General features: G+C 50.1%; 19 protein-coding genes. 13 read left to right on the top strand and 6 right to left on the bottom strand.

Annotated features, from left to right (window positions below):
* The first annotated feature begins 79 nt into the window (after positions 1-79).
* The 6 genes from I8U17_RS01865 (at position 80) to I8U17_RS01840 (ending at position 9,470) form a co-directional block, all read left to right on the top strand.
* Positions 80-1,171, top strand: coding sequence for a murein hydrolase activator EnvC family protein (locus I8U17_RS01865; RefSeq protein WP_198058940.1), 1,092 nt, complete (start codon positions 80-82; stop codon positions 1,169-1,171).
* Between the two features lie 137 nt (positions 1,172-1,308).
* Positions 1,309-2,784 carry a S41 family peptidase gene (locus I8U17_RS01860; protein ID WP_370589198.1) on the top strand — a complete coding sequence of 492 codons (1,476 nt, stop codon included), beginning with the start codon at positions 1,309-1,311 and terminating at the stop codon, positions 2,782-2,784.
* Positions 2,785-2,999: 215 nt separating this feature from the next.
* On the top strand, positions 3,000-4,109 hold the full coding sequence (locus I8U17_RS18685; protein ID WP_198058939.1) for a PDZ domain-containing protein: 1,110 nt from the start codon (positions 3,000-3,002) through the stop codon (positions 4,107-4,109).
* A gap of 209 nt (positions 4,110-4,318) precedes the next feature.
* Positions 4,319-6,298 (top strand): excinuclease ABC subunit UvrB, encoded by a 1,980-nt coding sequence (gene uvrB, locus I8U17_RS01850; protein ID WP_198055938.1) that lies wholly within the window; start codon positions 4,319-4,321, stop codon positions 6,296-6,298.
* A 6-nt stretch (positions 6,299-6,304) separates the two neighbouring features.
* Positions 6,305-9,187: an excinuclease ABC subunit UvrA gene (uvrA, locus tag I8U17_RS01845; RefSeq protein ID WP_033099804.1), complete on the top strand. Its 2,883-nt coding sequence runs from the start codon at positions 6,305-6,307 to the stop codon at positions 9,185-9,187.
* Positions 9,188-9,275: 88 nt separating this feature from the next.
* The gene (locus I8U17_RS01840; protein ID WP_033099805.1) at positions 9,276-9,470 is read left to right on the top strand and encodes an alpha/beta-type small acid-soluble spore protein; all 195 of its coding nucleotides are present in this window, start codon (positions 9,276-9,278) and stop codon (positions 9,468-9,470) included.
* 543 nt (positions 9,471-10,013) lie between these two features.
* Here I8U17_RS01840 and I8U17_RS01835 read toward each other — a convergent pair.
* The 4 genes from I8U17_RS01835 to gnd all read right to left on the bottom strand — a co-directional run bounded on the left by I8U17_RS01835 (position 10,014) and on the right by gnd (position 13,411).
* Positions 10,014-10,544 (bottom strand): peroxiredoxin, encoded by a 531-nt coding sequence (locus I8U17_RS01835; protein ID WP_198055940.1) that lies wholly within the window; start codon positions 10,542-10,544, stop codon positions 10,014-10,016.
* A 459-nt stretch (positions 10,545-11,003) separates the two neighbouring features.
* On the bottom strand, positions 11,004-11,672 hold the full coding sequence (locus tag I8U17_RS01830) for an NAD(P)H-dependent oxidoreductase (RefSeq protein WP_033099808.1): 669 nt from the start codon (positions 11,670-11,672) through the stop codon (positions 11,004-11,006).
* Between the two features lie 209 nt (positions 11,673-11,881).
* Complete coding sequence (locus I8U17_RS01825; RefSeq protein ID WP_198055941.1) at positions 11,882-12,301, bottom strand: Rrf2 family transcriptional regulator; 420 nt, start codon at positions 12,299-12,301, stop codon at positions 11,882-11,884.
* Between the two features lie 213 nt (positions 12,302-12,514).
* Positions 12,515-13,411, bottom strand: a complete 897-nt coding sequence (gene gnd / locus I8U17_RS01820) for a phosphogluconate dehydrogenase (NAD(+)-dependent, decarboxylating) (protein ID WP_198058938.1) — start codon at positions 13,409-13,411, stop codon at positions 12,515-12,517.
* Between the two features lie 354 nt (positions 13,412-13,765).
* On the opposite strand from gnd, the gene I8U17_RS01815 reads away from it, so the two are divergent.
* Positions 13,766-14,101 (top strand): phage holin family protein, encoded by a 336-nt coding sequence (locus I8U17_RS01815; protein WP_033099811.1) that lies wholly within the window; start codon positions 13,766-13,768, stop codon positions 14,099-14,101.
* 181 nt (positions 14,102-14,282) lie between these two features.
* Here the strand turns inward: I8U17_RS01815 and I8U17_RS01810 are convergent, their stop codons facing one another.
* Positions 14,283-14,921, bottom strand: a complete 639-nt coding sequence (locus I8U17_RS01810; protein WP_198055943.1) for a class D sortase — start codon at positions 14,919-14,921, stop codon at positions 14,283-14,285.
* A 270-nt stretch (positions 14,922-15,191) separates the two neighbouring features.
* On the opposite strand from I8U17_RS01810, the gene I8U17_RS01805 reads away from it, so the two are divergent.
* The 3 genes from I8U17_RS01805 to hprK all read left to right on the top strand — a co-directional run bounded on the left by I8U17_RS01805 (position 15,192) and on the right by hprK (position 18,403).
* Complete coding sequence (locus tag I8U17_RS01805; protein WP_198058937.1) at positions 15,192-16,154, top strand: PucR family transcriptional regulator; 963 nt, start codon at positions 15,192-15,194, stop codon at positions 16,152-16,154.
* A 114-nt stretch (positions 16,155-16,268) separates the two neighbouring features.
* The gene (locus I8U17_RS01800; RefSeq protein ID WP_033099813.1) at positions 16,269-17,381 is read left to right on the top strand and encodes an ABC transporter ATP-binding protein; all 1,113 of its coding nucleotides are present in this window, start codon (positions 16,269-16,271) and stop codon (positions 17,379-17,381) included.
* 89 nt (positions 17,382-17,470) lie between these two features.
* Complete coding sequence (hprK, locus tag I8U17_RS01795; RefSeq protein ID WP_152568475.1) at positions 17,471-18,403, top strand: HPr(Ser) kinase/phosphatase; 933 nt, start codon at positions 17,471-17,473, stop codon at positions 18,401-18,403.
* A 46-nt stretch (positions 18,404-18,449) separates the two neighbouring features.
* Here the strand turns inward: hprK and I8U17_RS01790 are convergent, their stop codons facing one another.
* The gene (locus I8U17_RS01790; protein WP_198055946.1) at positions 18,450-18,668 is read right to left on the bottom strand and encodes a hypothetical protein; all 219 of its coding nucleotides are present in this window, start codon (positions 18,666-18,668) and stop codon (positions 18,450-18,452) included.
* A gap of 455 nt (positions 18,669-19,123) precedes the next feature.
* Here I8U17_RS01790 and lgt point away from each other — a divergent pair, with 455 nt between their 5' ends.
* Genes lgt through I8U17_RS01775 form a run of 3 tightly spaced genes read left to right on the top strand, consistent with a single transcriptional unit; the run spans position 19,124 to position 21,198 of the window.
* Complete coding sequence (lgt, locus tag I8U17_RS01785) at positions 19,124-20,029, top strand: prolipoprotein diacylglyceryl transferase (protein ID WP_033099816.1); 906 nt, start codon at positions 19,124-19,126, stop codon at positions 20,027-20,029.
* 14 nt (positions 20,030-20,043) lie between these two features.
* Positions 20,044-20,685, top strand: coding sequence for a pyrophosphatase PpaX (gene ppaX / locus I8U17_RS01780; RefSeq protein ID WP_033099817.1), 642 nt, complete (start codon positions 20,044-20,046; stop codon positions 20,683-20,685).
* Positions 20,686-20,697: 12 nt separating this feature from the next.
* On the top strand, positions 20,698-21,198 hold the full coding sequence (locus I8U17_RS01775; RefSeq protein ID WP_033099818.1) for an acyltransferase: 501 nt from the start codon (positions 20,698-20,700) through the stop codon (positions 21,196-21,198).
* Positions 21,199-21,319: the final 121 nt, after the last annotated feature.

Here is a 21,319-nt window from a genome sequence, read left to right as displayed (position 1 = left end):
TTTGGTCTTTTGGGAAGGGACGACGGGGAACGCAGAAACCCTTTGCAGGAACAGCTCGATATGGGAGGCGCTTCAAACGATGAAGAGGAGATGGTTGGCATTTACGCTGGCGGCAGCGTTGGCGGTCACCGGCGTTCCGGTCTCTGAAACACACGCGGAAGTATCATCGGCAACGAGACAAAAAATTGACGAAATCCGAAAACAGAAGCAGTCCGTTTTGGAAGAGAAGAATCAAATTAATGAAAATATATCGAAGCAACAACAAATAATGGAAAACGCAAAGAAGAAAATCGAGGAAATCCAAAAAGAAGCGGACCCGATTGAGGAAAGATATCAGGAGAAATTAAAGGAAAAAGAGGAAGTTGACCAAAAATTTAAGGCTCGTATCCGCGTTTTGTATATGCAAGGGGAGACCAATTACCTGGCCCAGCTTCTCTCGGCCAATTCGTTTAACCAATTCTTAAAACGGTTTGAGGTAGTCCGGTTGATCGCCGAGCGTGATTATGAACTGGTGGCGGAGCGGCAGAAAGTGCTGAACGATGTGCTGCGCGAGAAAGCCAAATTGGATGAAAAGATCAAGGAGCAAAACAAATACATTGAACAGGCAAATAAAGCTTATCAATCGTTGATAGCGCAACTGAACAAGACGAACTCACAATTGTCCAAGGTTGAAGCGATGGAAGATGATTATGAAGATGAAATCATCAAAATCAACTTGGCGGATTGGAAGGCAGGAAAACTGCATTTCCCGTGGACAGGTCCGCTGAGAAAACCGGTCAACGGGCCGGTCACATCCACTTTCGGCTGGCGTGTTCACCCGATTTTCCATACGAAAAAGCTTCATGAAGGAATGGATTTTGGCGGGAGCCTGGGGACACCGATCTATGCCGCGGCCGATGGCGTGGTTGTATCAAGCCGCCCCTCTTACGGGTATGGATGGCTGATCACGATTTATCACGGGGATTATCACGGCAAGCCCTTCTTTACCCGTTACGCGCACAGCTACCCGTATCAGGTGAAAGTGAAAGTGGGTGAAGAGGTAAAAGCCGGACAACAGATCACCTCCATGGGCAGCAACGGGAACTCCACCGGACCCCATTTGCACTTTGAAGTGCGGATCGGTTACGGGGACAGACCACAACCGTATAATCCAATGGATTATATGAAGTAACACGGATGGAGCGGTCGGTCGGACTGCTCCATTCTGCCAAGGGGCAGTATTTTTGATGACTATTTTCACATGTCAAATCATAAGTTGGAAATGTACAAGGCTCCGGGCAAACTATCTGTCTCAAGAGCGGCCAAAAGGTGGTGTTTACTATATTCAGAGGTAGAACGGTTGCGATCATCGTCGTTGTCGCCATGATTTTCAGCAGTTTGGGAACCGTGCTCGTGGTAGGGGACGGCGGGCTGCTCGATCAATGGAAAGCAGGGGCTTTGTTCTCAAGCGACCTGGCTCGGCAGGAAGCGGCTTTTGATGCCCATTCCGACAAATTGAAACAAGCCTTTGCCTTCATCAAGGCCAACTATGTTCACAATGTCAGCGACCAGAAGCTAATCGACGGCGCGATCTCCGGAATGGTCAATTCGCTGGGAGATCCGTTTTCCACTTATATGAGCCCGGATCAGGCCTCTCAATTTCAGGAAGATCTGAAGTCCAAATTTACCGGGATCGGTGCAGAAGTCACGATGAAAAACGGGCGCCTGACCATTGTATCACCGATTAAGGGCTCACCTGCGGAAAAAGCGGGATTGCGCCCGGAAGATCAAGTGATCAAGGTGAACGGGCAAAGCCTGGAAGGAATGGACATCAACGAGGCGGTTGGCAAAATTCGCGGCCCCAAAGGAACCAAAGCGGTATTGGACATCATGCGGCCCGGTGTGCATGATCTTATTCACATCACGGTGGTACGCGATGAAATCGCCATGGAGACCGTAGAAGGCAAGATATTGCAAGACCGGATCGGGCGCATTACCATCAACCAGTTTTCCGAGGACACCGCAAAAGAGTTTCACAAAACCCTGGCCGGCCTGGAAAAACAGGGGATGAAAGGTTTGATCATCGATGTTCGCGGGAATCCTGGCGGAATTTTGCCGGTCGTGCTCGATATTCTGGATGAACTGGTTCCTCATCATTCGGTGGTGCTGATGACCGAAGACCGAAACGGGAACAAGACGAAATTCACTTCCAAGCTGGATCAGCCCAAACCGTACCCGATCGCTGTGCTCATCGACGGAGGGAGCGCCAGCGCTTCGGAGATTCTGGCTGCCGGATTGAAAGAATCGGCCGGTGCCACCCTGATCGGCGAGCGGTCCTATGGCAAAGGAACCGTGCAAACGACGCAGGATTTCAAGGACGGCAGCAACATTAAGATGACGATTGCCAAATGGTTGACACCAAAAGGGAACTGGATCGATCAACATGGCGGCAGTAAGGGGATCCAGCCGGACGTGCCGGTTTCGCTGCCGGATTATGCGCAGGCGATTCCGCCACAGCCGTCAAAGCCGTTAAAACGGGATGACAACTCCGGTGATGTGAAAAACATGCAGATGATCCTCGATGCACTGGGTTACAATCCGGGACGGCAGGATGGCTATTTTGACGGCCGTACCGAACAGGCGGTCAGGGAGTTCCAGGAGACGAAAAATCTTCCGGTCACCGGACAGTTTGACCGGAAAACCGCCGATCAGCTCCGTTCAGCGTTTATCGACTTCCTGCAGGACCCCAAAAATGACGTTCCGTTGCAAGTGGCGATTGAATGGATGAAGAAAAAAATGAAATAAAGGGATTTTCCCTCTGAATGTAGAAATAACCCCAATAATTTCCGTTGGGGTTATTTTTTATTTGAAGGCAGGCGTATTGAATTGCATGGTTGGAAAGCAGTAATCCCTCTGTTTAAGTCCAGTATTTGTGGCTGAGAAACATGCCTGATTTGGAGGAATGAAAGTTGGGTTTGTTGTGGAAGGCCCCACTTCCGTTCTTATGGGAGTGGTTTTCTGTGTTTTGGCATCCCGCCTATCTGTCGTCCGTCTGTTATTCGCTTGCTTATGCAGCCTGGCTGAAACATTATGAACAAAAGTGGTTTGGTTGTACTCTGAAGTCCCCAACATCCCTTTTTTTCCGGACTTTGTTCCTGGGGGCCGGTGCCGGTCTGTTCGTTTCGTTTTGTCTGCTTGTGTCTGACTGGGGAATTGGAGAGGAAGAATGGCTTTTCGTTCTCGGGTGTATGGCTTTGCTGGCGATTGCCGGATTTCGTTTCGTTTGCCTGGCTTATTCCGTCGGGCTGCTCTCCCTGGCCAGCCTTTTTTTGCGAATATTCCCTCTTCCGCCTGTCGGGGCTCCGTGGAATCAACTGATCGGCCATTTGCAGCATTTTTCCATCGGCTACTGGCTTTGGCTGGTCGGGATTCTCCATCTGTTGGAATGGTTCCTGATCCGGCTGGACGGGGCTTATGGTGCTTATCCGATCATTGCCGAACGAGCCGGCGGGCAAGAGGTGAACGGGCTGATGCTGCAACAGGGATGGCCGGTTCCCCTGCTTCTTTTTCATCAAGCCCATCCGTTTGCCCTGCCTGTTTTTCTGTCTTTCAGCAGCGTCACTCTCTCCAAACCGCTGAAACAGCAAAAACGGCTGGTTTCCACCTTGACTCTTCTTTATGGCCTCGGACTGTGCGCCATTTTGGGCCTGATGCGCGTTTGGGATGGAGCGGTCTGGATTGCCGCTGCCTTTGCGCTCATGGCCCATGAAATGATTTATCAATGGGGGAGGATGGCTGAAAAGCGAAGGGAACCGATATACGTTTCCGATCAGAAGGGGATGAAGGTGCTGGCAGTGGTTCCCGGGTCGCCGGCAGCTGAGATGGGATTGAAAAGAGGGGATATCATCCAGCGGTTTAATGGCAGCCGCATCCGGACAATGGAGGATTTGATCCGCTGTTCGGAAAATGCCACTTTTTGCAAACTGGAAGTGCTCGATGAGCGGAACGACCACCATATTATGCAGAAAGTTTTGTATGAAGACGATCCCCGGCACTTGGGCGTGGTCGGAGCCATTCCCGACCCGGAGGCGGAACCGATCGAAGAGTATAAAACGCTTTCCTCTCCCTGAAACTTCCCGAATTACATGCAAATCAGCACGCCTGTTTGAAAGTTTATCTTGAACCTCTGCTGCACGGGGTTCTTTTTTTTCGCAGAAGGGAATCCTTGAGGCAGGAACCTGAGGCGTATAACGGAGGAACAGCACAAGTCACAGAACTTACGTTCTCTTTATGTCAACCGATATGATATAATACGAAGAGTGGAAAAGAGGTGAATCGGATGGAAAGGAAATTTGAGATCGTTTCTGAGTTTCAGCCTCAAGGAGATCAGCCGCAGGCCATTGATCAATTGGTAAAAGGCATCCGGGAGGGAAAGAGGTTTCAAACCCTGCTGGGTGCGACGGGTACAGGAAAAACGTTTACGATTGCGCAGACCATTGCGCGTGTAAATAAACCGACTTTGGTGATTGCTCACAACAAGACGCTGGCGGCCCAGCTGTGCGGGGAGCTGAAGGAGTTTTTCCCGCATAACGCCGTTGAGTATTTTGTCAGCTATTATGATTATTATCAACCGGAAGCGTACGTTCCGGCGACGGACACGTATATCGAAAAAGATGCCTCGATTAACGATGAGATTGACAAGCTGCGCCACTCCGCTACCAGCGCGCTGTTTGAGCGTCGCGATGTGATTATCGTTTCGAGTGTTTCCTGCATTTATGGTTTGGGTTCACCGGAGGAATACCGCGACCTTGTTCTCTCTTTGCGCGTCGGTATGGAACGGGATCGGAACGAGATTTTGCGCAAACTGGTCGATATCCAGTATCAGCGCAATGATTTGAACTTCACCCGCGGGACCTTTCGTGTGCGCGGGGATGTGGTGGAGATCTTCCCTGTTTCCCGGAGTGAGCAGGCGGTCAGGGTCGAATTTTTTGGTGATGAGATTGAACGGATTCGTGAAATCGATGTCCTGACCGGGGAAATTCTCGGGGAACGCGAGCATGTGGCCATCTTTCCGGCCTCTCACTATGTGACAAGTTCCGGTGTGATGGACCGGGCGCTCAGGGATATCGAGGCGGAACTGGAAGAACGGTTGAAAGAGCTGAGGGATCAGGGCAAGCTGCTGGAGGCGCAGCGCCTTGAACAACGGACACGTTACGATATGGAAATGATGCGGGAAGTCGGTTTCTGTTCCGGCATCGAAAACTATTCACGTCACCTGGTCGGGAAGAAGCCGGGCGAACCGCCGTATACCTTGCTTGACTTTTTCCCCGATGATTATTTGATGATCGTCGATGAGTCCCATGTGACAATTCCCCAGATTCGCGCAATGTACAACGGGGATCAGGCGCGGAAAGATGTCCTGGTGGAGCACGGATTCCGCCTCCCGTCCGCCAAGGATAACCGCCCGCTCAAATTTGAGGAATACGAGGACAAGATCAACCAGATCATTTTTGTTTCGGCCACGCCCGGACCTTATGAGCTGGAGAAAGCGCCGGAAGTGGTTGAACAGATTATCCGCCCCACCGGTCTGGTTGATCCGCAAATTCACATTCATCCCATCCAGGGACAGATCGACCACTTGATCGGGGAAATTCAAAAGAGGATCCAACGGAACGAGCGGGTTCTGGTTACCACCCTGACCAAAAAAATGGCGGAGGATTTGACGGATTACCTGAAGGAAATGGGGATTCGGGTGCGCTATTTGCATTCGGATATCAAAACGATTGAACGGATGCAGATTTTGCGTGACTTGCGCCTGGGTGAATTTGATGTATTGATCGGCATTAACTTGCTTCGGGAAGGATTGGACTTGCCGGAAGTTTCCCTGGTCGCCATTCTCGATGCCGATAAGGAAGGATTCCTCCGTTCGGAACGCTCCCTGATCCAGACGATCGGGCGGGCGGCACGGAACGCCAACGGAGAAGTGATCATGTACGCCGATACGATTACCGACTCGATGAAAAAAGCCATCGATGAGACGGAACGCCGGCGCAAAATCCAGATGGAATACAACCGGAAACACGGCATCGTGCCGCAGACGATCCGCAAGAAAGTGCATGAGATCATCGAAGCGACCAAAGTGGCGGAACAGCCGGCGGAATACGAAGCAAACAAAAAGGCGAAGGCATTGACGAAAAAAGAACGGATCAAGCTGATTGAATCTCTGGAGAAAGAGATGAAAAGTGCGGCCAAGGAACTCAATTTCGAGCGTGCAGCTGAATTGCGTGATCTGATCCTGGAACTGAAAGCGGAGGGTTAAAGGCAGATGGCACATGAGAATATCGTAATCCGCGGTGCGCGGGTGCACAATTTAAAGAATATCGACGTGACGATTCCGCGGGATCAGTTTGTCGTTGTGACCGGACTCAGCGGTTCCGGCAAATCATCCCTCGCTTTTGACACCATCTATGCGGAAGGGCAGCGACGTTATGTCGAGTCGCTGTCCGCCTATGCCCGCCAGTTTCTCGGCCAGATGGATAAACCGGATGTGGATGCGATCGAAGGCCTGTCGCCGGCGATTTCGATCGATCAGAAGACGACCAGCCGCAACCCGCGTTCTACCGTGGGAACAGTGACGGAAATCTACGATTACCTGCGGTTGCTGTTTGCGCGGGTGGGACACGCTTATTGTCCCGAACACGGAATTGAGATCACGTCACAAACGGTCCAGCAAATGGTTGACCGCGTGATGGAGCTTCCGGAGCGGACGCGCATCCAGATTTTGTCTCCTTTGGTGAAAGGACGAAAAGGAGAACATGTCAAGCTGTTGAAAGAGATTGCCGCTCAGGGCTATGTGCGCGTGCGGATCGACGGCGAGATGATGGAATTGTCCGATGAGATCAAGCTGGAGAAAAATAAAAAGCACACGATCGAAGTGGTCGTCGATCGGATTGTGGTGAAACCGGGAGTGGAAACGCGGCTGACCGATTCGGTGGAAATCGCCCTTTCACTGAGCGGCGGCGAGGTGCTTGTTGATGTGATCGGTGGTGAGGAATTGATGTTTAGTTCCAACCTGGCTTGTCCGGAGTGCGGATTCAGTTTGGATGAACTGTCGCCGCGCATGTTTTCCTTTAACAGTCCGTTTGGTGCCTGTCCCACCTGTGACGGTTTGGGCAGTCATATGGAAATCGACCCTGATCTGGTCGTTCCCGATCCGTCCCTTTCCCTGGCAGAAGGGGCGATTGAACCGTGGGCCTCATCCAGCAGCAACTACTATCCGCAGCTTTTGAAAGCAGTGTGTGACCATTTTCAAATCGATATCAACAAACCCTTCAAAGAGCTCAGCCCGAAGGAGAAGGACCTGATCCTTCACGGTTCCAAGGAGCGGTTTCCGTTTCGCTATACCAATGACATGGGCTTCACCAGGGAAGCGCACACCTTGTTTGAAGGAGTTGTTAATAATTTAAATCGCCGCTATCGCGAAACCGGATCGGAACTGATCCGCGAACAGATCGAAACCTATATGACGACCAAGGCATGCAAGACATGCAAAGGAGCTCGATTGAAGCGGGAAGTGCTTCATGTGCTCGTCGGCGGCAAAAATATCGATTATGTGACCAGACTGTCAATCAAAGAAGCACTCGCCTTTTTTGAGAATCTTGAGCTGAGCGAGAAAGAGATGCAAATCGCCCGGCTGGTGTTGAAAGAGATTCGGGAGCGCCTCGGATTTCTGGTGAATGTCGGCCTGGATTATCTCACCCTGAACCGGGCCGCCGGCACCCTGTCAGGAGGGGAAGCGCAGCGGATTCGCCTCGCCACGCAGATCGGTTCCAGCCTGATGGGAGTGCTCTACATCCTGGATGAGCCGAGTATCGGATTGCACCAGCGGGACAATAGCCGGCTCATCGCCACCTTGGAAAAGATGCGGGATTTGGGAAACACCTTGATCGTGGTGGAGCACGATGAAGATACGATGCTCGCCTGCGACTATATCATCGATATCGGACCGGGTGCCGGAGCGCATGGCGGACAGGTGGTTGCCGCCGGAACGCCGCAGGAGATTATGAACCATGAGCGTTCGTTAACGGGACAATATTTGAGCGGACGCAAATTTATTCCCGTTCCTGAAGAGCGCCGCAAGCCGAACGGCAAATGGGTGAAAGTCGTGGGGGCGCAGGAAAACAACCTGAAGAACATCAGTGTGAAATTCCCGCTCGGGGTGTTTACCTGCGTGACCGGCGTCTCCGGTTCCGGGAAAAGCACCCTGGTCAACGAAATCCTGTTAAAGGCGCTGGCTCGTCAGCTAAACAAAGCCAAAACCATTCCCGGGAAGCATAAGAAAATTGAAGGGGCTGATCATCTGGACAAGGTGATCAGCATCGACCAATCGCCGATCGGGCGTACGCCGCGAAGCAATCCGGCCACCTATACCGGGGTGTTTGACGATATTCGCGAAGTTTTTGCTTCCACGCAGGAGGCAAAAGTACGCGGCTATCAAAAGGGCCGGTTCAGTTTCAATGTGAAGGGCGGCCGCTGTGAAGCATGCCGTGGCGACGGCATTATCAAAATCGAGATGCACTTCCTTCCCGATGTTTATGTACCTTGCGAGCAGTGCAAAGGGAAACGGTATAATCGCGATACCCTTGAAATTAAATACAAAGGGAAAAACGTGGCCGATGTCCTTGAGATGACGGTGGAGGAGGCGCTTGACTTTTTTCAGAACATCCCGCGCATCAAACGCAAATTGCAAACCCTCTATGATGTGGGACTCGGCTATATGAAGCTGGGGCAGCCGGCCACCACGCTGTCGGGCGGGGAAGCGCAGCGGGTCAAGCTCGCTTCGGAATTGCACAAGCGGAGTACAGGACGCACCCTGTATGTGCTGGATGAGCCGACGACCGGCCTCCATATTGATGATATCGCCCGTCTTCTTCGGGTGCTGGACAGATTGGTCGAAAACGGGGATACCGTTCTTGTGATTGAACACAATCTCGATGTGATCAAGACCGCCGATTATATTGTTGACATGGGTCCCGAAGGCGGAAGCGGAGGAGGGACTGTGGTTGCTGCCGGAACACCCGAACAGGTGGCCGAGACGAGCGGTTCGTATACCGGGCAGTTCCTCGCCCCGATTTTGCAGCGGGATCGCGAGCGCATGAAGCAGAAGATGAAGCAAATCGAAGCGGAGATGGCGGAGACAACAAGGTAGCAGAAGAAACAATAAATGCGTGGCCGATTGCACAAACTAACTGAAGCAAGACGATCTTTCACCATCCGATTCAAGGGGAGTGAGGAATTTGGCAAACAGGAACAAGCTGCTTGTACCAGGTGCCCGAGCTTCACTGAACCAGATGAAAGAGGAGATCGCTCGAGAACAACAGGTAGAGTTGGGAGCGGATACCTCGGCCCGGGCCAATGGCTCGGTCGGTGGTGAAATGACCAAACGTCTTGTGGCAATGGCGCAACAACAGATGATGAAGCGTCAGCAATAAAAAAAGGGGGATGATGCCCCCCCTTTTTTTATACCTTTGCGAATGACTGACGGGATTTTATCAGAATGGTATCATCCCTTTGAAAACTGCGGATATGGGGTTGTTGCAAAAAAACAGTCCGTCCCGTTTTGCCGGAGTTGAGGAACTAAAGTTAAATCAGGGAGCAGCAGAGTATGGAAGGGCCTGCGGGCAGAGTCTGCCAAAAAACCGGTCGTCTGAGTGACCGTTCGCAGGAGCCCTGTCTTCAGGCATGGCGGGGCAAGCTCCGGGTCACTAACACCAACCCAAATCACAATTTTCAACATATGATCGGGTGAATTTGGGTGAAGGTTTTGCTTGTTTCCTGTCGGCGCTGAGGAGTTTTTGCGGAATCCTTCCGACCGGCTCCTCTCCGAAATAAAGCAGGATTTCTCCATTTTCCTCACGGAATGAAAGGTTCTCTCTGATTTGTTTAAAGCTGTCCTGTTGCAAAACAGTCACCACCTTCAGGATTACTTATTCATCTTTCTCTCTAAACGAGATTCACCTTGGATTTGATAAAATTCAATTCTGCGGTTTCCAATTGGCCGGACAGAGGCCGCCGGACTGCAGGGCTTGCAGTACACGCAGCGTTTCATCGACGTCACGGCCGATATTTTCATCGGTAACCACCTGATAACGAATGATTCCTTGCGGATCAATGATAAACAAACCTCGTTCCGCCACCCCTGTTTGTTCATTCAGCACACCATAGGCCCGGGCCACTTCTTTTGTTCGGTCTGAAGCCAAAGGATAGCGGATCGCTCCCAAACCGTTATCGGCCGGCAGTGTTTGAATCCAGGCGCGGTGCGTGTAGATACTGTCCGTACTTACTCCGATCACTTCACAATCCAAATCTTTAAATTCCTCATAACGTTCGGACAGGGCACGAAGTTCCGTTGGGCAGACGAAAGAAAAGTCATAGGGATAAAAGAACAGAAGCAGCCATTTGCCTTGGTAATCTCGTAACTTGATCCGTTCATTCAGTGATGACAGATCCTTGGTCGATAAAAGATCAAAGTCAGGTGCCGGCAAGCCGACAGTTCGTTTGTTCATGAAAGATTCCTCCTGTAAACAATAATTTGAAACAGGAGGATGGCCATCCTCATGTCTGTATTTTTACGATATCATCCCTTCAGATTGAAGTCAATATTAAATTATAATTATTATTAACAAGTAATAGTTTTCGCTTGAGGAAGGTGCAGACTGGCTGGTGATTCAAGACTGCGTGCAGGAGAGAGGCAAAACGATTTTCCTGATCGCTCATGGAGGATCTCGCCTGACTGTGTGAAGATCGACCATGGCAAACGATTCGACCCGGCCCGGCGGAAAACAGCGGTTCTTTGTTTGACGAAAGAGACCAAACGGTGAAGCTGACGAATGGTTGTGCACCTGGAACGGAAGGGCTGATTGAACACAGATATGAGTGAAGCACCGTTGTTGGTAATCCGCTGAAATGGTGAAGAAAACCCTGCCTCCGTCCGGATGGCAGGGTGCGAATCTTGCTTGATTTTGTTATTCGATCCATTCGACGACCTGATCCAAGCTTTTTCTTGTTTTGGGGCGATGAGGATCTTCTGCCCGATAACCGAAGGCGACCATGACAGAGACAGCGAAATTTCCGTCTTCCAGCAAGCCTTCTTCGGCGAGCAGCCGGTTTACGGCATCGGGGTCAAAACCTTCAATCGGGCAAGAATCAATGCCGATTTGCGCCGCAGCCGTCATCATGTTTGCCAAAGCGATATAGGTCTGTTTTGATGACCAGTCAAACAAGGACCGGTCATTGTCCAGGATGTGAAAGGATTTCTGGAACGATTTGTACCGCTCGCTCAGCGCTTCCAACTGTTCGGCCGGCATCTTTTTAACATTGATCATATGGTTTTTGACATAATCGGAATCAAATCGGGCGTCGGTGCGGGCGAGAATCACGACAAAATGGCTGGCAGTGGGAAGTTGACCTTGAGCTCCCCATGAAAGTTCTCTCAATTTTTCTCTCAGTTCACGGTTTTGCACAACCAGGAATTTCCACGGCTCCAGTCCAACCGAGCTGGGGGATAATCTCCCTGTCTCCAAAATAAAGTTAAAATCTTCATCCGTGATCTTCTTGGTTGGATCAAATTTTTTTGTGGCATGACGAAAGCGGAATGCTTCAAGAACTTGCTCCTTAATGGATTGTTTGTTCATTTTGTATGTTCATTCCTTTCGTGTGTCGGGTGTTTTTGGATTAATATAAACCTGCATTATCTCTTACATTGGGGCGGTCTTCCGATTTTTATGCGCGCTCTAAATGTTATAGAAATGATTACAGTTTATTTTCACGTAAACGATGGAGGAAGTTACGACGATCCAATCTGTAATTATTTTAATGACAGTAAGGGAAAAAGAAACCGGGATTATGGACACTGTTTTATTTTTTCCAAAACGGAACGTATCGTAATTCGGGCCAAATAGGTTTCAAAATACGCTTCAGCGTCGGCGAAAATCTGATCCATAACCCGTTGGGCATTGGATGAAACCGGACAAGTTTGTTCGGGGTCTCCGGTGCACCAGGACGGCTTAAATGATCCGCAGGAAACTGCGCGATAGACCTGGGCCAGAGTTATCTCGTCCGGGTCGCAATCCAGAATATACCCCCCGCCGATCCCTTCTTTTGTTTTCACAAATCCGTGTTTTCGCAGGCATCCCATCACCTTGCGAATTCGTGCCGGATGGGTGGAAACATTGGCTGCAATCGATTCACTGCTTGCCATGTGACCAGGCAGATGGGTTAAGTATACCAAGCTGTGCACTGCTATTGTAAATTCACTGTTCACTAACCGTCTTCCTCCAAGCATACTGTAATCATAATTAATACAGTTAGTATAAAAACTTACGGAGACTCGACCTCAATGTAAACTTAATCATAAAATAACGAAGATTGGCCGTCAATCATCGGGAGCAAACGGGGAAGTCACAGTGATGCGATTGACGCAGATCCGGCAATAAAAAGGCTTCCCCGATGTATTTCGGGAAAGCCTGTGTCCGCATTATTTTTTCTCGACAGCATGTCCGCCGAATTCGTATCGCAATGCAGCAACCACTTTTCCGTGGAAGGTATCCTCTTCCAGGGAACGATAGCGCATAAACAGTGACATGGCGATCACCGGAGCAGCCGCTTTGAGTTCCAAAGCCGTTTCAACCGTCCATTGTCCTTCGCCGGATGCGTGCATGACGCCGCGGATTCCTTCAAGGCGCGGATCTTTGGAGAAGGCGTTTTGCGTCAAGTCCATCAGCCAGCCGCGGATAACCGAGCCATGGGCCCAAACGCGGGCTACATCCTCGTAGTCATAATTGAATTGGCTTTTGTCGAGAACCTCAAACCCTTCACCGATCGCTTGCATCATGCCGTATTCAATTCCATTGTGCACCATTTTCAGGAAGTGTCCGCTGCCGCTTTCGCCCGTATACAGATAGCCGTCTTTTACAGCGAGATCGCGGAAGAGCGGTTCGATATGGGCAAATGCTTCTTTGTCGCCGCCGATCATGAAGCAGCCGCCTTCACGTGCCCCTTCCATCCCGCCGGAAGTGCCGACATCCATAAAATGAATTCCTTTTTCCGCACATTGTTTGCTCCGGCGCAGAGAATCCTTATAATGGGAATTTCCGCCATCGATTACGATATCCCCTTGTTGCAGTTGCGGAAGAATATCTTGTAACAGCGTATCGACGATTTCACCGGCAGGAACCATCAGCCATACCACCCGCGGAGACGGGAGGTCTGCAATCAGGGCTTGTACCGAATCAGCCGCAATCGCTCCTTTTTCGGCCAGTTTTTGTCTTGGCTCCGGATTGACGTCGTATACTACCACTTCATGTTGATGATCAAGCAGGTTCAGAACCAGATTCATCCCCATTTTGCCGAGGCCAATCATTCCTAGTTTCATGTTGTCCACTCCTTTGCGCCATACGAAAAACGTACATTTCAACTCCCAAAAGTATACTATAAATAAAAAAAAACTGCATGTAAAAATCGGGGAAAACCGCATGGAAATAAGGGTTTTGAAAACGTTGCCATCCAGGTTGCAAGCTCATTTTAGAGGTTGCGCATTAAAGGAAAAATCATGTATGAGAAACGCGTTTTTCTTGTAAAAAACGGGAAAGAAATAACGGAGGAAGGGGATTGACCAACCAAATAATGGATGGAACCGAGAGAAATGGGGACTTTGCTGCAGAATGAAGTGGAAATTAAAGGAAAAATCTTTGAAAGTCATATGCCTGAAAGCAAGGAGGCAATTTAGATGGGCATTATTGTGAGGCTCGTGATTAATTCGCTGGCCGTTTTGCTGGCATCCAAAATCGTCACGGGAATTTATGTGCAAAGCTGGGGAACGGCACTGTTGGCCGCACTGGTACTCGGGCTGATAAACCTGATTATCCGGCCGCTGATTATGTTGCTCACCCTCCCGATCAATATCGTCACACTCGGGCTGTTTTCACTCGTGGTCAATGCCATTTTGTTCTGGTTGACCGGTGCGCTGATCAGGGGATTTGATGTCAACGGGTTTGTGCCTGCCTTCCTCGGCGCATTGATTGTAGCCGTGGCATCGTGGATTGCTGACCGAATTATGGATTAAATCGATGAGTGGGGGTCGGTGTCAACGTGCCGTCTCCATTTTTTGTGAAAGTGAGAAAGTGCATCGCAGGTCAGGGTTATGGTATCCCCTCCTGACTTCCCCGATTCCGGGGCCCCGGCGGAAGGGGACACCACTTCCTGCCTGAATGGCTGGTGGTGGCAACGCTGGTTGATGACAGGATTTAATTGCCCAATGTTTGGGTGTCTTTTTGGTTTTCGTTTTCGATCTTGATCAAATCGGCGCGGATGATATACCGGTCCGGTGCGCTGCCGACGTAGTTAAAAGGATAACAGGTGGTCAGGGACAGAACCGGACGGGGGATCGGAACGATGACAGTGAGGTCATCCGCCTTGGTGATCCACGTTTTGCGAATTTGGTATGTAAAGACCTTATGGTGATATTTTACATAGAGGCGGTCGCCCGTTTGCAATTTTCCCACTCCGCGAAAAACGGTATCGCGGTGGCCGGACAGGACGACATGGCCGGTTTCCCCTGGATTTACCGTGCCATATCCTTCATACAGCCCGACGCCTTTTTTCAGGGAGTCCGCGTCCGTTCCCTGCACGATGGGGAGGATGGCTCCGAGACGGGGGATCACCAACTGTCCGACGACGGTTCCCTTTTTGGCGTGCTCACCGGTGACCGGTTCCCCTTTGTCGAGTGAGGGCATCCTGGTTCTGTCGTCCCATTCTTTTGAGATGGCCATCGCCATTTTCGGATCAACGACGGCGACCCGGATTTCTCCCCACCACTGATATGCGTTGTAACCGAGCAGGAGAACTCCTGCTACGATCAGCAACCATGCGATTTTTCGCGCCATTCATTATCACTCCTGCTCAGGTTTGCACCGCTGTTGTTCGGCGCATCTTCCGGAACTGTTCCTAATCTATTTTACATTGGAGTTTCGAAATCCTTGTATAGAAAAGTATCATCCATTTTATTCGATGACAAATTCTTTTTTGTGTCATGATTTTGAGTGAGTATTAGTGGCTGGTGCTTTGTTTGCAGGGGTGGAATCTTGTATACTGACGATGAAATGAGAAGATCTTTTTGGTTGTGAAATCTTTTTTAACAAGGAGCGAAGTGCCAAATGGTCTGGTTATCCCCGCAGGAACAGAAATGGCTGAGGGAGCTGGAGCGGGCGATCGGTGCCGGGGCACGGGTGAAGAAGCCGATGGAGGGAACTTCACCGGTTTTTTATTTGCCGTCCGGAACGGCCTTTACCTTTGAAATTCCCTTAACCCCGCGTGAGTGCGCATTGGTGGAACTGTGGCTGCGGGACCGGCGGGGACAGGGGGAGGGGATTAGCCTTTCCGACTGGTTCCAATCGTTGGTGAAGGATGAAGGGGAGGTTCCGGTTCCGCCCGAAATCGCCAAGCTTTCATGGAACGATCGTGTGCCTTTTTACGTCCAGCTAACTTCACCGGCCGGAGGAACGGCTGATGAGCTCGCCCAATTGTTTCAAGCTTATTTCGGGGAAGAGATGGCATGGGTGATCTCCATCCATGAGCGCGAATGGCTGGTGCTGGCCTCTTTGTCATCATTCAGCGAAGGGACGGATTTCAAACGGTCGCTGGAAAAAGCGGCAGAGGAATTGTGCGAGGTGTTTGCCGGTGAAGCCGGAACCTGGATTCGGGTGCTGGTGCATCCGCCGATTCATCATGCGAAAGAAGCGGCCCGCATGTGGAGTGAACTTCGGAGAGCGGCCGGGCTGTTCCGCATTTTTTATCCGGAGCGCCAGGTGATGGCGACCTGGAAGCTGGAACTGGAAAAGCTGATTACGCAATTGGACGATGAGGCCGTCGCCTCGTTTAAGAAAAATTTCCCTTCCGTTTCTCTGCTGAAAGAACCCGAGTTGGCGAAAACGCTGAAAGCGCTGTTTGCATTTAATCTCAACATCAGTGAAACGGCAAGGCATCTTTATATTCATCGCAATACGCTTTTGTACCGTTTGGACCGCATTAAACAGGAAACAGGCTATGATGTGCGTTCGTTTGACGATGCCGTGCTGGTGAAAATCATGTTGCTCTTGTTGCAAAAAGATGCGGAATGATGGGTTGTGCAAACTGCCAAAAAAGGTTTGTGCGATTTGTACATAGAATATTTTTAATCTTTAATCTAAAATAGATTTTAATTAAACAGAAAGCGCTATCAAGGAGGAAACCGAATGGCCCAAGTCCGGCTCAATCATGTCTTTAAGAGATATAACAACGGTTTTACTGCGGTTAAAGACTTTCATCTGGACATTAAAGACAAAGAGTTTCTCGTCCTGGTCGGTCCCTCAGGATGCGGAAAATCAACGACCTTACGGATGATCGCGGGTTTGGAGGATATTTCCGAAGGGGAACTGTATATCGGTGACCGCCTGGTCAATGACGTTCCGCCCAAAGATCGCGACATTGCCATGGTTTTTCAAAGCTATGCACTTTATCCTCATATGACAGTATATGAAAACATGGCGTTTGGCTTGAAGTTGCGCAAATTCAAAAAAGAGGAAATCAAAGAAAGGGTGCATGAAGCGGCCAGGATTTTGGATATTGAACACCTGCTGGACCGGAAGCCGAAGCAATTGTCCGGTGGCCAGCGGCAGCGGGTGGCCCTGGGCCGGGCCATCGTTCGCGAACCGCAGGTGTTCCTGATGGACGAGCCTCTCTCCAATCTGGATGCCAAATTGCGCGTGCAGATGCGGACAGAGATCAGCAAGCTGCATCAGCGCCTGGAAACGACGATTATTTACGTCACCCATGACCAGACGGAAGCGATGACCATGGGGGACCGCATTGTCGTTATGCGTGACGGTGTCATTCAGCAGGTGGATACCCCGACCGAAATTTACAACAAGCCGGCCAATATGTTTGTGGCAGGATTTATCGGCTCTCCGTCCATGAACTTCGTTGAAGGATCCCTCATTGAGGAAAGTGGCGATGTTTATTTCACCACTACCGGCGCCAAAGTAAAAATTCCGGCAGGGAAGGCTTCCGGGCTGCGTGAACAAGGATATGTCGGCAAGGAAGTGGTGTTTGGCATCCGTCCGGAAGCGGTGCATGATGAACCGGTCTTTCTCGAGGCTTCCCCGGACAGCGCCTTTGAAGGCAAAGTGGAAGTGGCCGAAAATATGGGAGCGGAAATGTATTTATACATGAGCGGTTTTGGGGAAAAATGGCTGACCGCCAGAGTGAATGCACGAACCCAATATGCACCCGGGGCGCGAATCAAGCTGGCGTTCGACATGAATAAAGCGCATATTTTTGACAAGGAAACGGAAAAAACAGTATTGTAAACTTAGGCATAGGCATGAGCGACTGGATGCTGACCCAGTCGCTTCTTCTTTACAGATGGTGGCAAGAAGCGAAGTAGGAGAGACCATTGATGAAAAAAGTGACATTGGAACATCTGGTGCAGGATTTTGATCTGGAAGTCATTTGCGGATGGGACCAGCTGAACAGGGAAGTGGAGGTCTCTGATCTGTATCGCCCGGGATTGGAACTTGCAGGCTTTTTTACGTTTCATCCGACGGAACGGCTCCAGCTCCTCGGAAAAACCGAACTTTCCTTTATCGACAGACTGAGCGGCGAGGAGAGAAAAAAACGGTTTGATCGTTTGTGCGATCCGCGAATTCCGTGCTTTATCGTCACGCGCAATTTTGAGGTTCCCACTGAATTGATCAAGGCGGCCGAGACAAGAAAGATTCCGATTTTGCGCACACCGGTGGCAACGACGAGATTCGCCAGCAAGTTAACCAATTACCTGGAAAAACATCTGGCCCCGATGACCACCCTTCACGGAGTATTGGTGGATGTATACGGCATTGGGGTTCTGATCACAGGCTCAAGCGGGATCGGCAAAAGTGAGACCGCGTTGGAACTGGTCAAGCGCGGGCATCGCCTGGTGGCCGACGATGCGGTGGAGATTCAGCAGACCGAAGAAGGGGAGCTGATCGGACATGCTCCCAAATTGATCCGCTATCTGCTGGAAATTCGCGGGCTGGGAATTATCAATGTGATGACCTTGTTCGGAGCGGGGGCGGTTCGGGACAAAAAGAAAATTTCGCTGGCCATCCATTTGGAAGCATGGCAGGAAAAACAGCAATATGACCGTCTCGGCCTGGATGAGGAAAAAATCCGCATCATTGATACCGAGTTGCCGCAGTTGATCATTCCGGTGCGCCCCGGGCGAAATCTGGCCGTCATCATTGAAGTGGCGGCGATGAATTTTCGTCTTAAGCGCATGGGTTATCATGCTGCCCAGCAATTTGTGCAGCAACTGGGCGAAGCGATCGACGAGACGGATGACTGGGATTAAACGCAAAAAAGGTGCTGAATCATGGTTCGGCACCTCTTGTTTATGGTCACTTTAAAAATCTTTTTCGCTCAATATGGCACGCCTTTGGTTTGGGCCACTGGGGAAAAAAGACAAATTGAACAGGATCATTATGGAGGCAGCCCGGCGTGCTGCAAAAACCCCGGTTGTCGATGATCACGATGCTTTCTTGTGCTCCGCATTCCATACAGTCATAACGTTCTTCATCGCCTTCCAGGGACGGATCCGACGGATTGATTGCAAGCAATATAAATCCCTCCAAAATATTGTGTATATTATTTTAATGAATCTGACTTTTTCTGTCCATAATAAAAACGGGGAGATAAGTGAATAAATTTTAAATTTCAGGGTTTAAGCGAACATTTTTGGGATCATTTCTTATGTTATACCAGTCAGGGGCATTGGAAAAGGCCGGGGGGATATATTTTTTTGAACAGTATGTAAATTTGATAAAGAGAACGGACGAAAATATTTTTCATATGCAGTCCCGGTTTTTGATGTTATCTGGAAAAAATAGGTTAAAATAAATAGAAATGTTGAATGAATCAGGTCTGTTGATTAATCAATATTTGATGCAAATCAACATGCCTGCCGATAAGCGGACTTTCAAATCTTCCTCGGGATGAAGGTACAGTCAAAACAAAAAGGGGACAATACCCCGATTTCTCCAATGGACTTTCACAGAAAAGGAGCGGAAAAACGATGACTTTGGCTGTGATCGATCCGGTCGCTTTTTCCCTGGGACCGATCCGCATTTACTGGTATGGAATTATCCTGGGCAGTTCTGCCCTTCTGGGATTATGGCTTGCGATCCGGGAAGGAAAGCGTCACCAGCTGCCAGCTGAAATTTTTCTGGATTTGGTGGTTTGGGTGCTGCCGGCGGCCGTTGTGGGAGCGCGCCTTTATTACGTCGGGTTTCAATGGGAGTATTATCTCCATCACCCGATGGACATTTTTGCCGTGTGGAATGGAGGGCTTGCAATTCACGGCGGGTTGCTCGGAGCTTTTCTGGCGGGGGCATTCTTTATGAGAAAATACCACCTTTCCTTTTTGAACATGGCGGATATTATTGCCCCCAGCATTCTGCTCGGCCAGGCGCTGGGAAGGTGGGGGAATTTTATCAACCAGGAAGCGCACGGGGGGATGGTCAGCAGGGCGATGCTGGAAGCTCTTCAGTTGCCCGAATGGATCATCAGCCAGATGAATATCCAGGGCGTTTATTACCAGCCCACTTTTTTGTATGAATCGATATGGGACGGGATCGGCTTTCTCCTCCTCCTGTTGCTTCGCAAAATCAACTTGCGCCGCGGAGAAATCTTTTTTACATATATGGTATGGTATTCATTGGGCCGCTTTTTTATCGAAGGATTGCGGACTGACAGTCTTTCCTTCACCGGTCCAATGTGGTTAAGCGACATGCTGAATGCATTGTGGCAGCCGTTGGGAGCGTGGCTTCAGGCGGGGAGTCTGGAGCATGGTAACATCCGGGTGGCGCAATTGGTCAGTCTGCTCGGGATGCTGATCGGACTGGGCATGATTTTATGGCGCCGTCTGAGCAGGCGGGCTTGGGTTCCTTACCGGTCGGCCGTAGAGACAAATGAAGCATAAGGAGAGGAGAACGAGTGAAAAAACCGATTCTGCTTTTTGATCTGGATGGGACTTTGATTAATACAAATGAGCTGATTTTGGCTTCCTTTATGCATACATTGGAACTTCATTGTCCGGGGAAATACACCGAGCAGGATGTTCTGGAGATTATGGGTGAGCCTCTTTACGACCAGATGCGCCGCTTTGATCCCGATCAGGCTGAGGAGATGGTGAAGACCTATCATGCCTTTAATGAGAGAAAACACGACGAATTGGTGTTGGAATTTCCCCATGTCCGGGAGACGCTCAGCGAGCTGGACCGGGCCGGAGTGCTGATGGGGGTTGTTTCCAACAAACGCCGCCTTGTCGTGGAAATGGGTTTAAAACTCTTTGATCTGGGACGGTTTATGAAAACAGTCGTTTGCATAGGCGATACGGAAAAAGCGAAGCCGGAGCCGGATATGATTTTTCTGGCCATGGAGCATTTGGGCGGAACACCCGGACAGGTGATCATGGTCGGGGACAGCCGTTATGATATCCTGGCGGCGAAACGGGCAGGTGTCGCTTCGGCAGCCGTAGCCTGGAGCTTGCATGCGGAGGAATTGAAAAAGTATGATCCCGATTATTATTTGGAGGATATGAGGGACTTGCTGCAAATTGTCGGAGTCCGCTCATAGGGTGACCGCCGCATGAGAAAAACGGAACGCTATCCCGTCAAGGGGGCCAATTCGCTATGGCAGGTTTACCGGACGGTTTCGTTTTGGAAAGTGTTCAAAAATACGCTCGTAATCGTCATTGCCAGGTACATTCCCTTTATGTGGTTGAAAAATTGGCTGTATCGCACCTTTTTGCGGATGGAAGTGGGGGAGAAAACGGCAGTGGCGTTTATGGTGATGATGGATATTCTCTACCCGGAGAAAATCCGGATCGGCCGCAACAGCATCATCGGTTACAATTCCACAATTTTGACACATGAATACCTGATCGACGAGTATCGTCTGGGCGAAGTAACGATCGGGAATCATGTGATGATCGGAGCGAACACCACCATTTTGCCCGGAGTGACAATCGGGGATCATGCCGTGATCGGAGCCGGTTCTGTCGTAACCCGGGATGTGCCTCCCCGGGCCTTTGCCGCCGGAAATCCGATTCGCCTGATCCGTGTGGACGGCGAAGACGGAGGAACATGAAAGTTCACAAAACGGAAATTGACCCACCCTCCGCCTGTTCGGTAAGATGATAGTGATTATTTATTAAGTTTTATTTGTAATTTGTAAGGTTATTCAGAAATAATCTATAGACAGCACATGA

This window comes from Thermoactinomyces sp. CICC 10521 (assembly GCF_016055135.1).
Lineage (GTDB): Bacteria > Bacillota > Bacilli > Thermoactinomycetales > Thermoactinomycetaceae > Thermoactinomyces_A > Thermoactinomyces_A daqus.
Note: the sequence above shows the minus strand (reverse complement) of the source record. Positions and strands in the feature narration are given on the sequence as shown.

Bases quoted from the DNA above. Each gene is read 5' to 3' on its own strand.
- I8U17_RS01865 (WP_198058940.1), top strand. From the start codon at position 80: ATGAAGAGGAGATGGTTGGCATTTACGCTGGCGGCAGCGTTGGCGGTC.
- uvrB (WP_198055938.1), top strand. From the start codon at position 4,319: ATGGAAAGGAAATTTGAGATCGTTTCTGAGTTTCAGCCTCAAGGAGAT.
- uvrA (WP_033099804.1), top strand. From the start codon at position 6,305: ATGGCACATGAGAATATCGTAATCCGCGGTGCGCGGGTGCACAATTTA.
- I8U17_RS01835 (WP_198055940.1), bottom strand. From the start codon at position 10,544: ATGAACAAACGAACTGTCGGCTTGCCGGCACCTGACTTTGATCTTTTA.
- I8U17_RS01830 (WP_033099808.1), bottom strand. From the start codon at position 11,672: ATGAACAAACAATCCATTAAGGAGCAAGTTCTTGAAGCATTCCGCTTT.
- gnd (WP_198058938.1), bottom strand. From the start codon at position 13,411: ATGAAACTAGGAATGATTGGCCTCGGCAAAATGGGGATGAATCTGGTT.
- I8U17_RS01815 (WP_033099811.1), top strand. From the start codon at position 13,766: ATGGGCATTATTGTGAGGCTCGTGATTAATTCGCTGGCCGTTTTGCTG.
- I8U17_RS01810 (WP_198055943.1), bottom strand. From the start codon at position 14,921: ATGGCGCGAAAAATCGCATGGTTGCTGATCGTAGCAGGAGTTCTCCTG.
- I8U17_RS01805 (WP_198058937.1), top strand. From the start codon at position 15,192: ATGGTCTGGTTATCCCCGCAGGAACAGAAATGGCTGAGGGAGCTGGAG.
- I8U17_RS01800 (WP_033099813.1), top strand. From the start codon at position 16,269: ATGGCCCAAGTCCGGCTCAATCATGTCTTTAAGAGATATAACAACGGT.
- hprK (WP_152568475.1), top strand. From the start codon at position 17,471: ATGAAAAAAGTGACATTGGAACATCTGGTGCAGGATTTTGATCTGGAA.
- lgt (WP_033099816.1), top strand. From the start codon at position 19,124: ATGACTTTGGCTGTGATCGATCCGGTCGCTTTTTCCCTGGGACCGATC.
- I8U17_RS01775 (WP_033099818.1), top strand. From the start codon at position 20,698: ATGAGAAAAACGGAACGCTATCCCGTCAAGGGGGCCAATTCGCTATGG.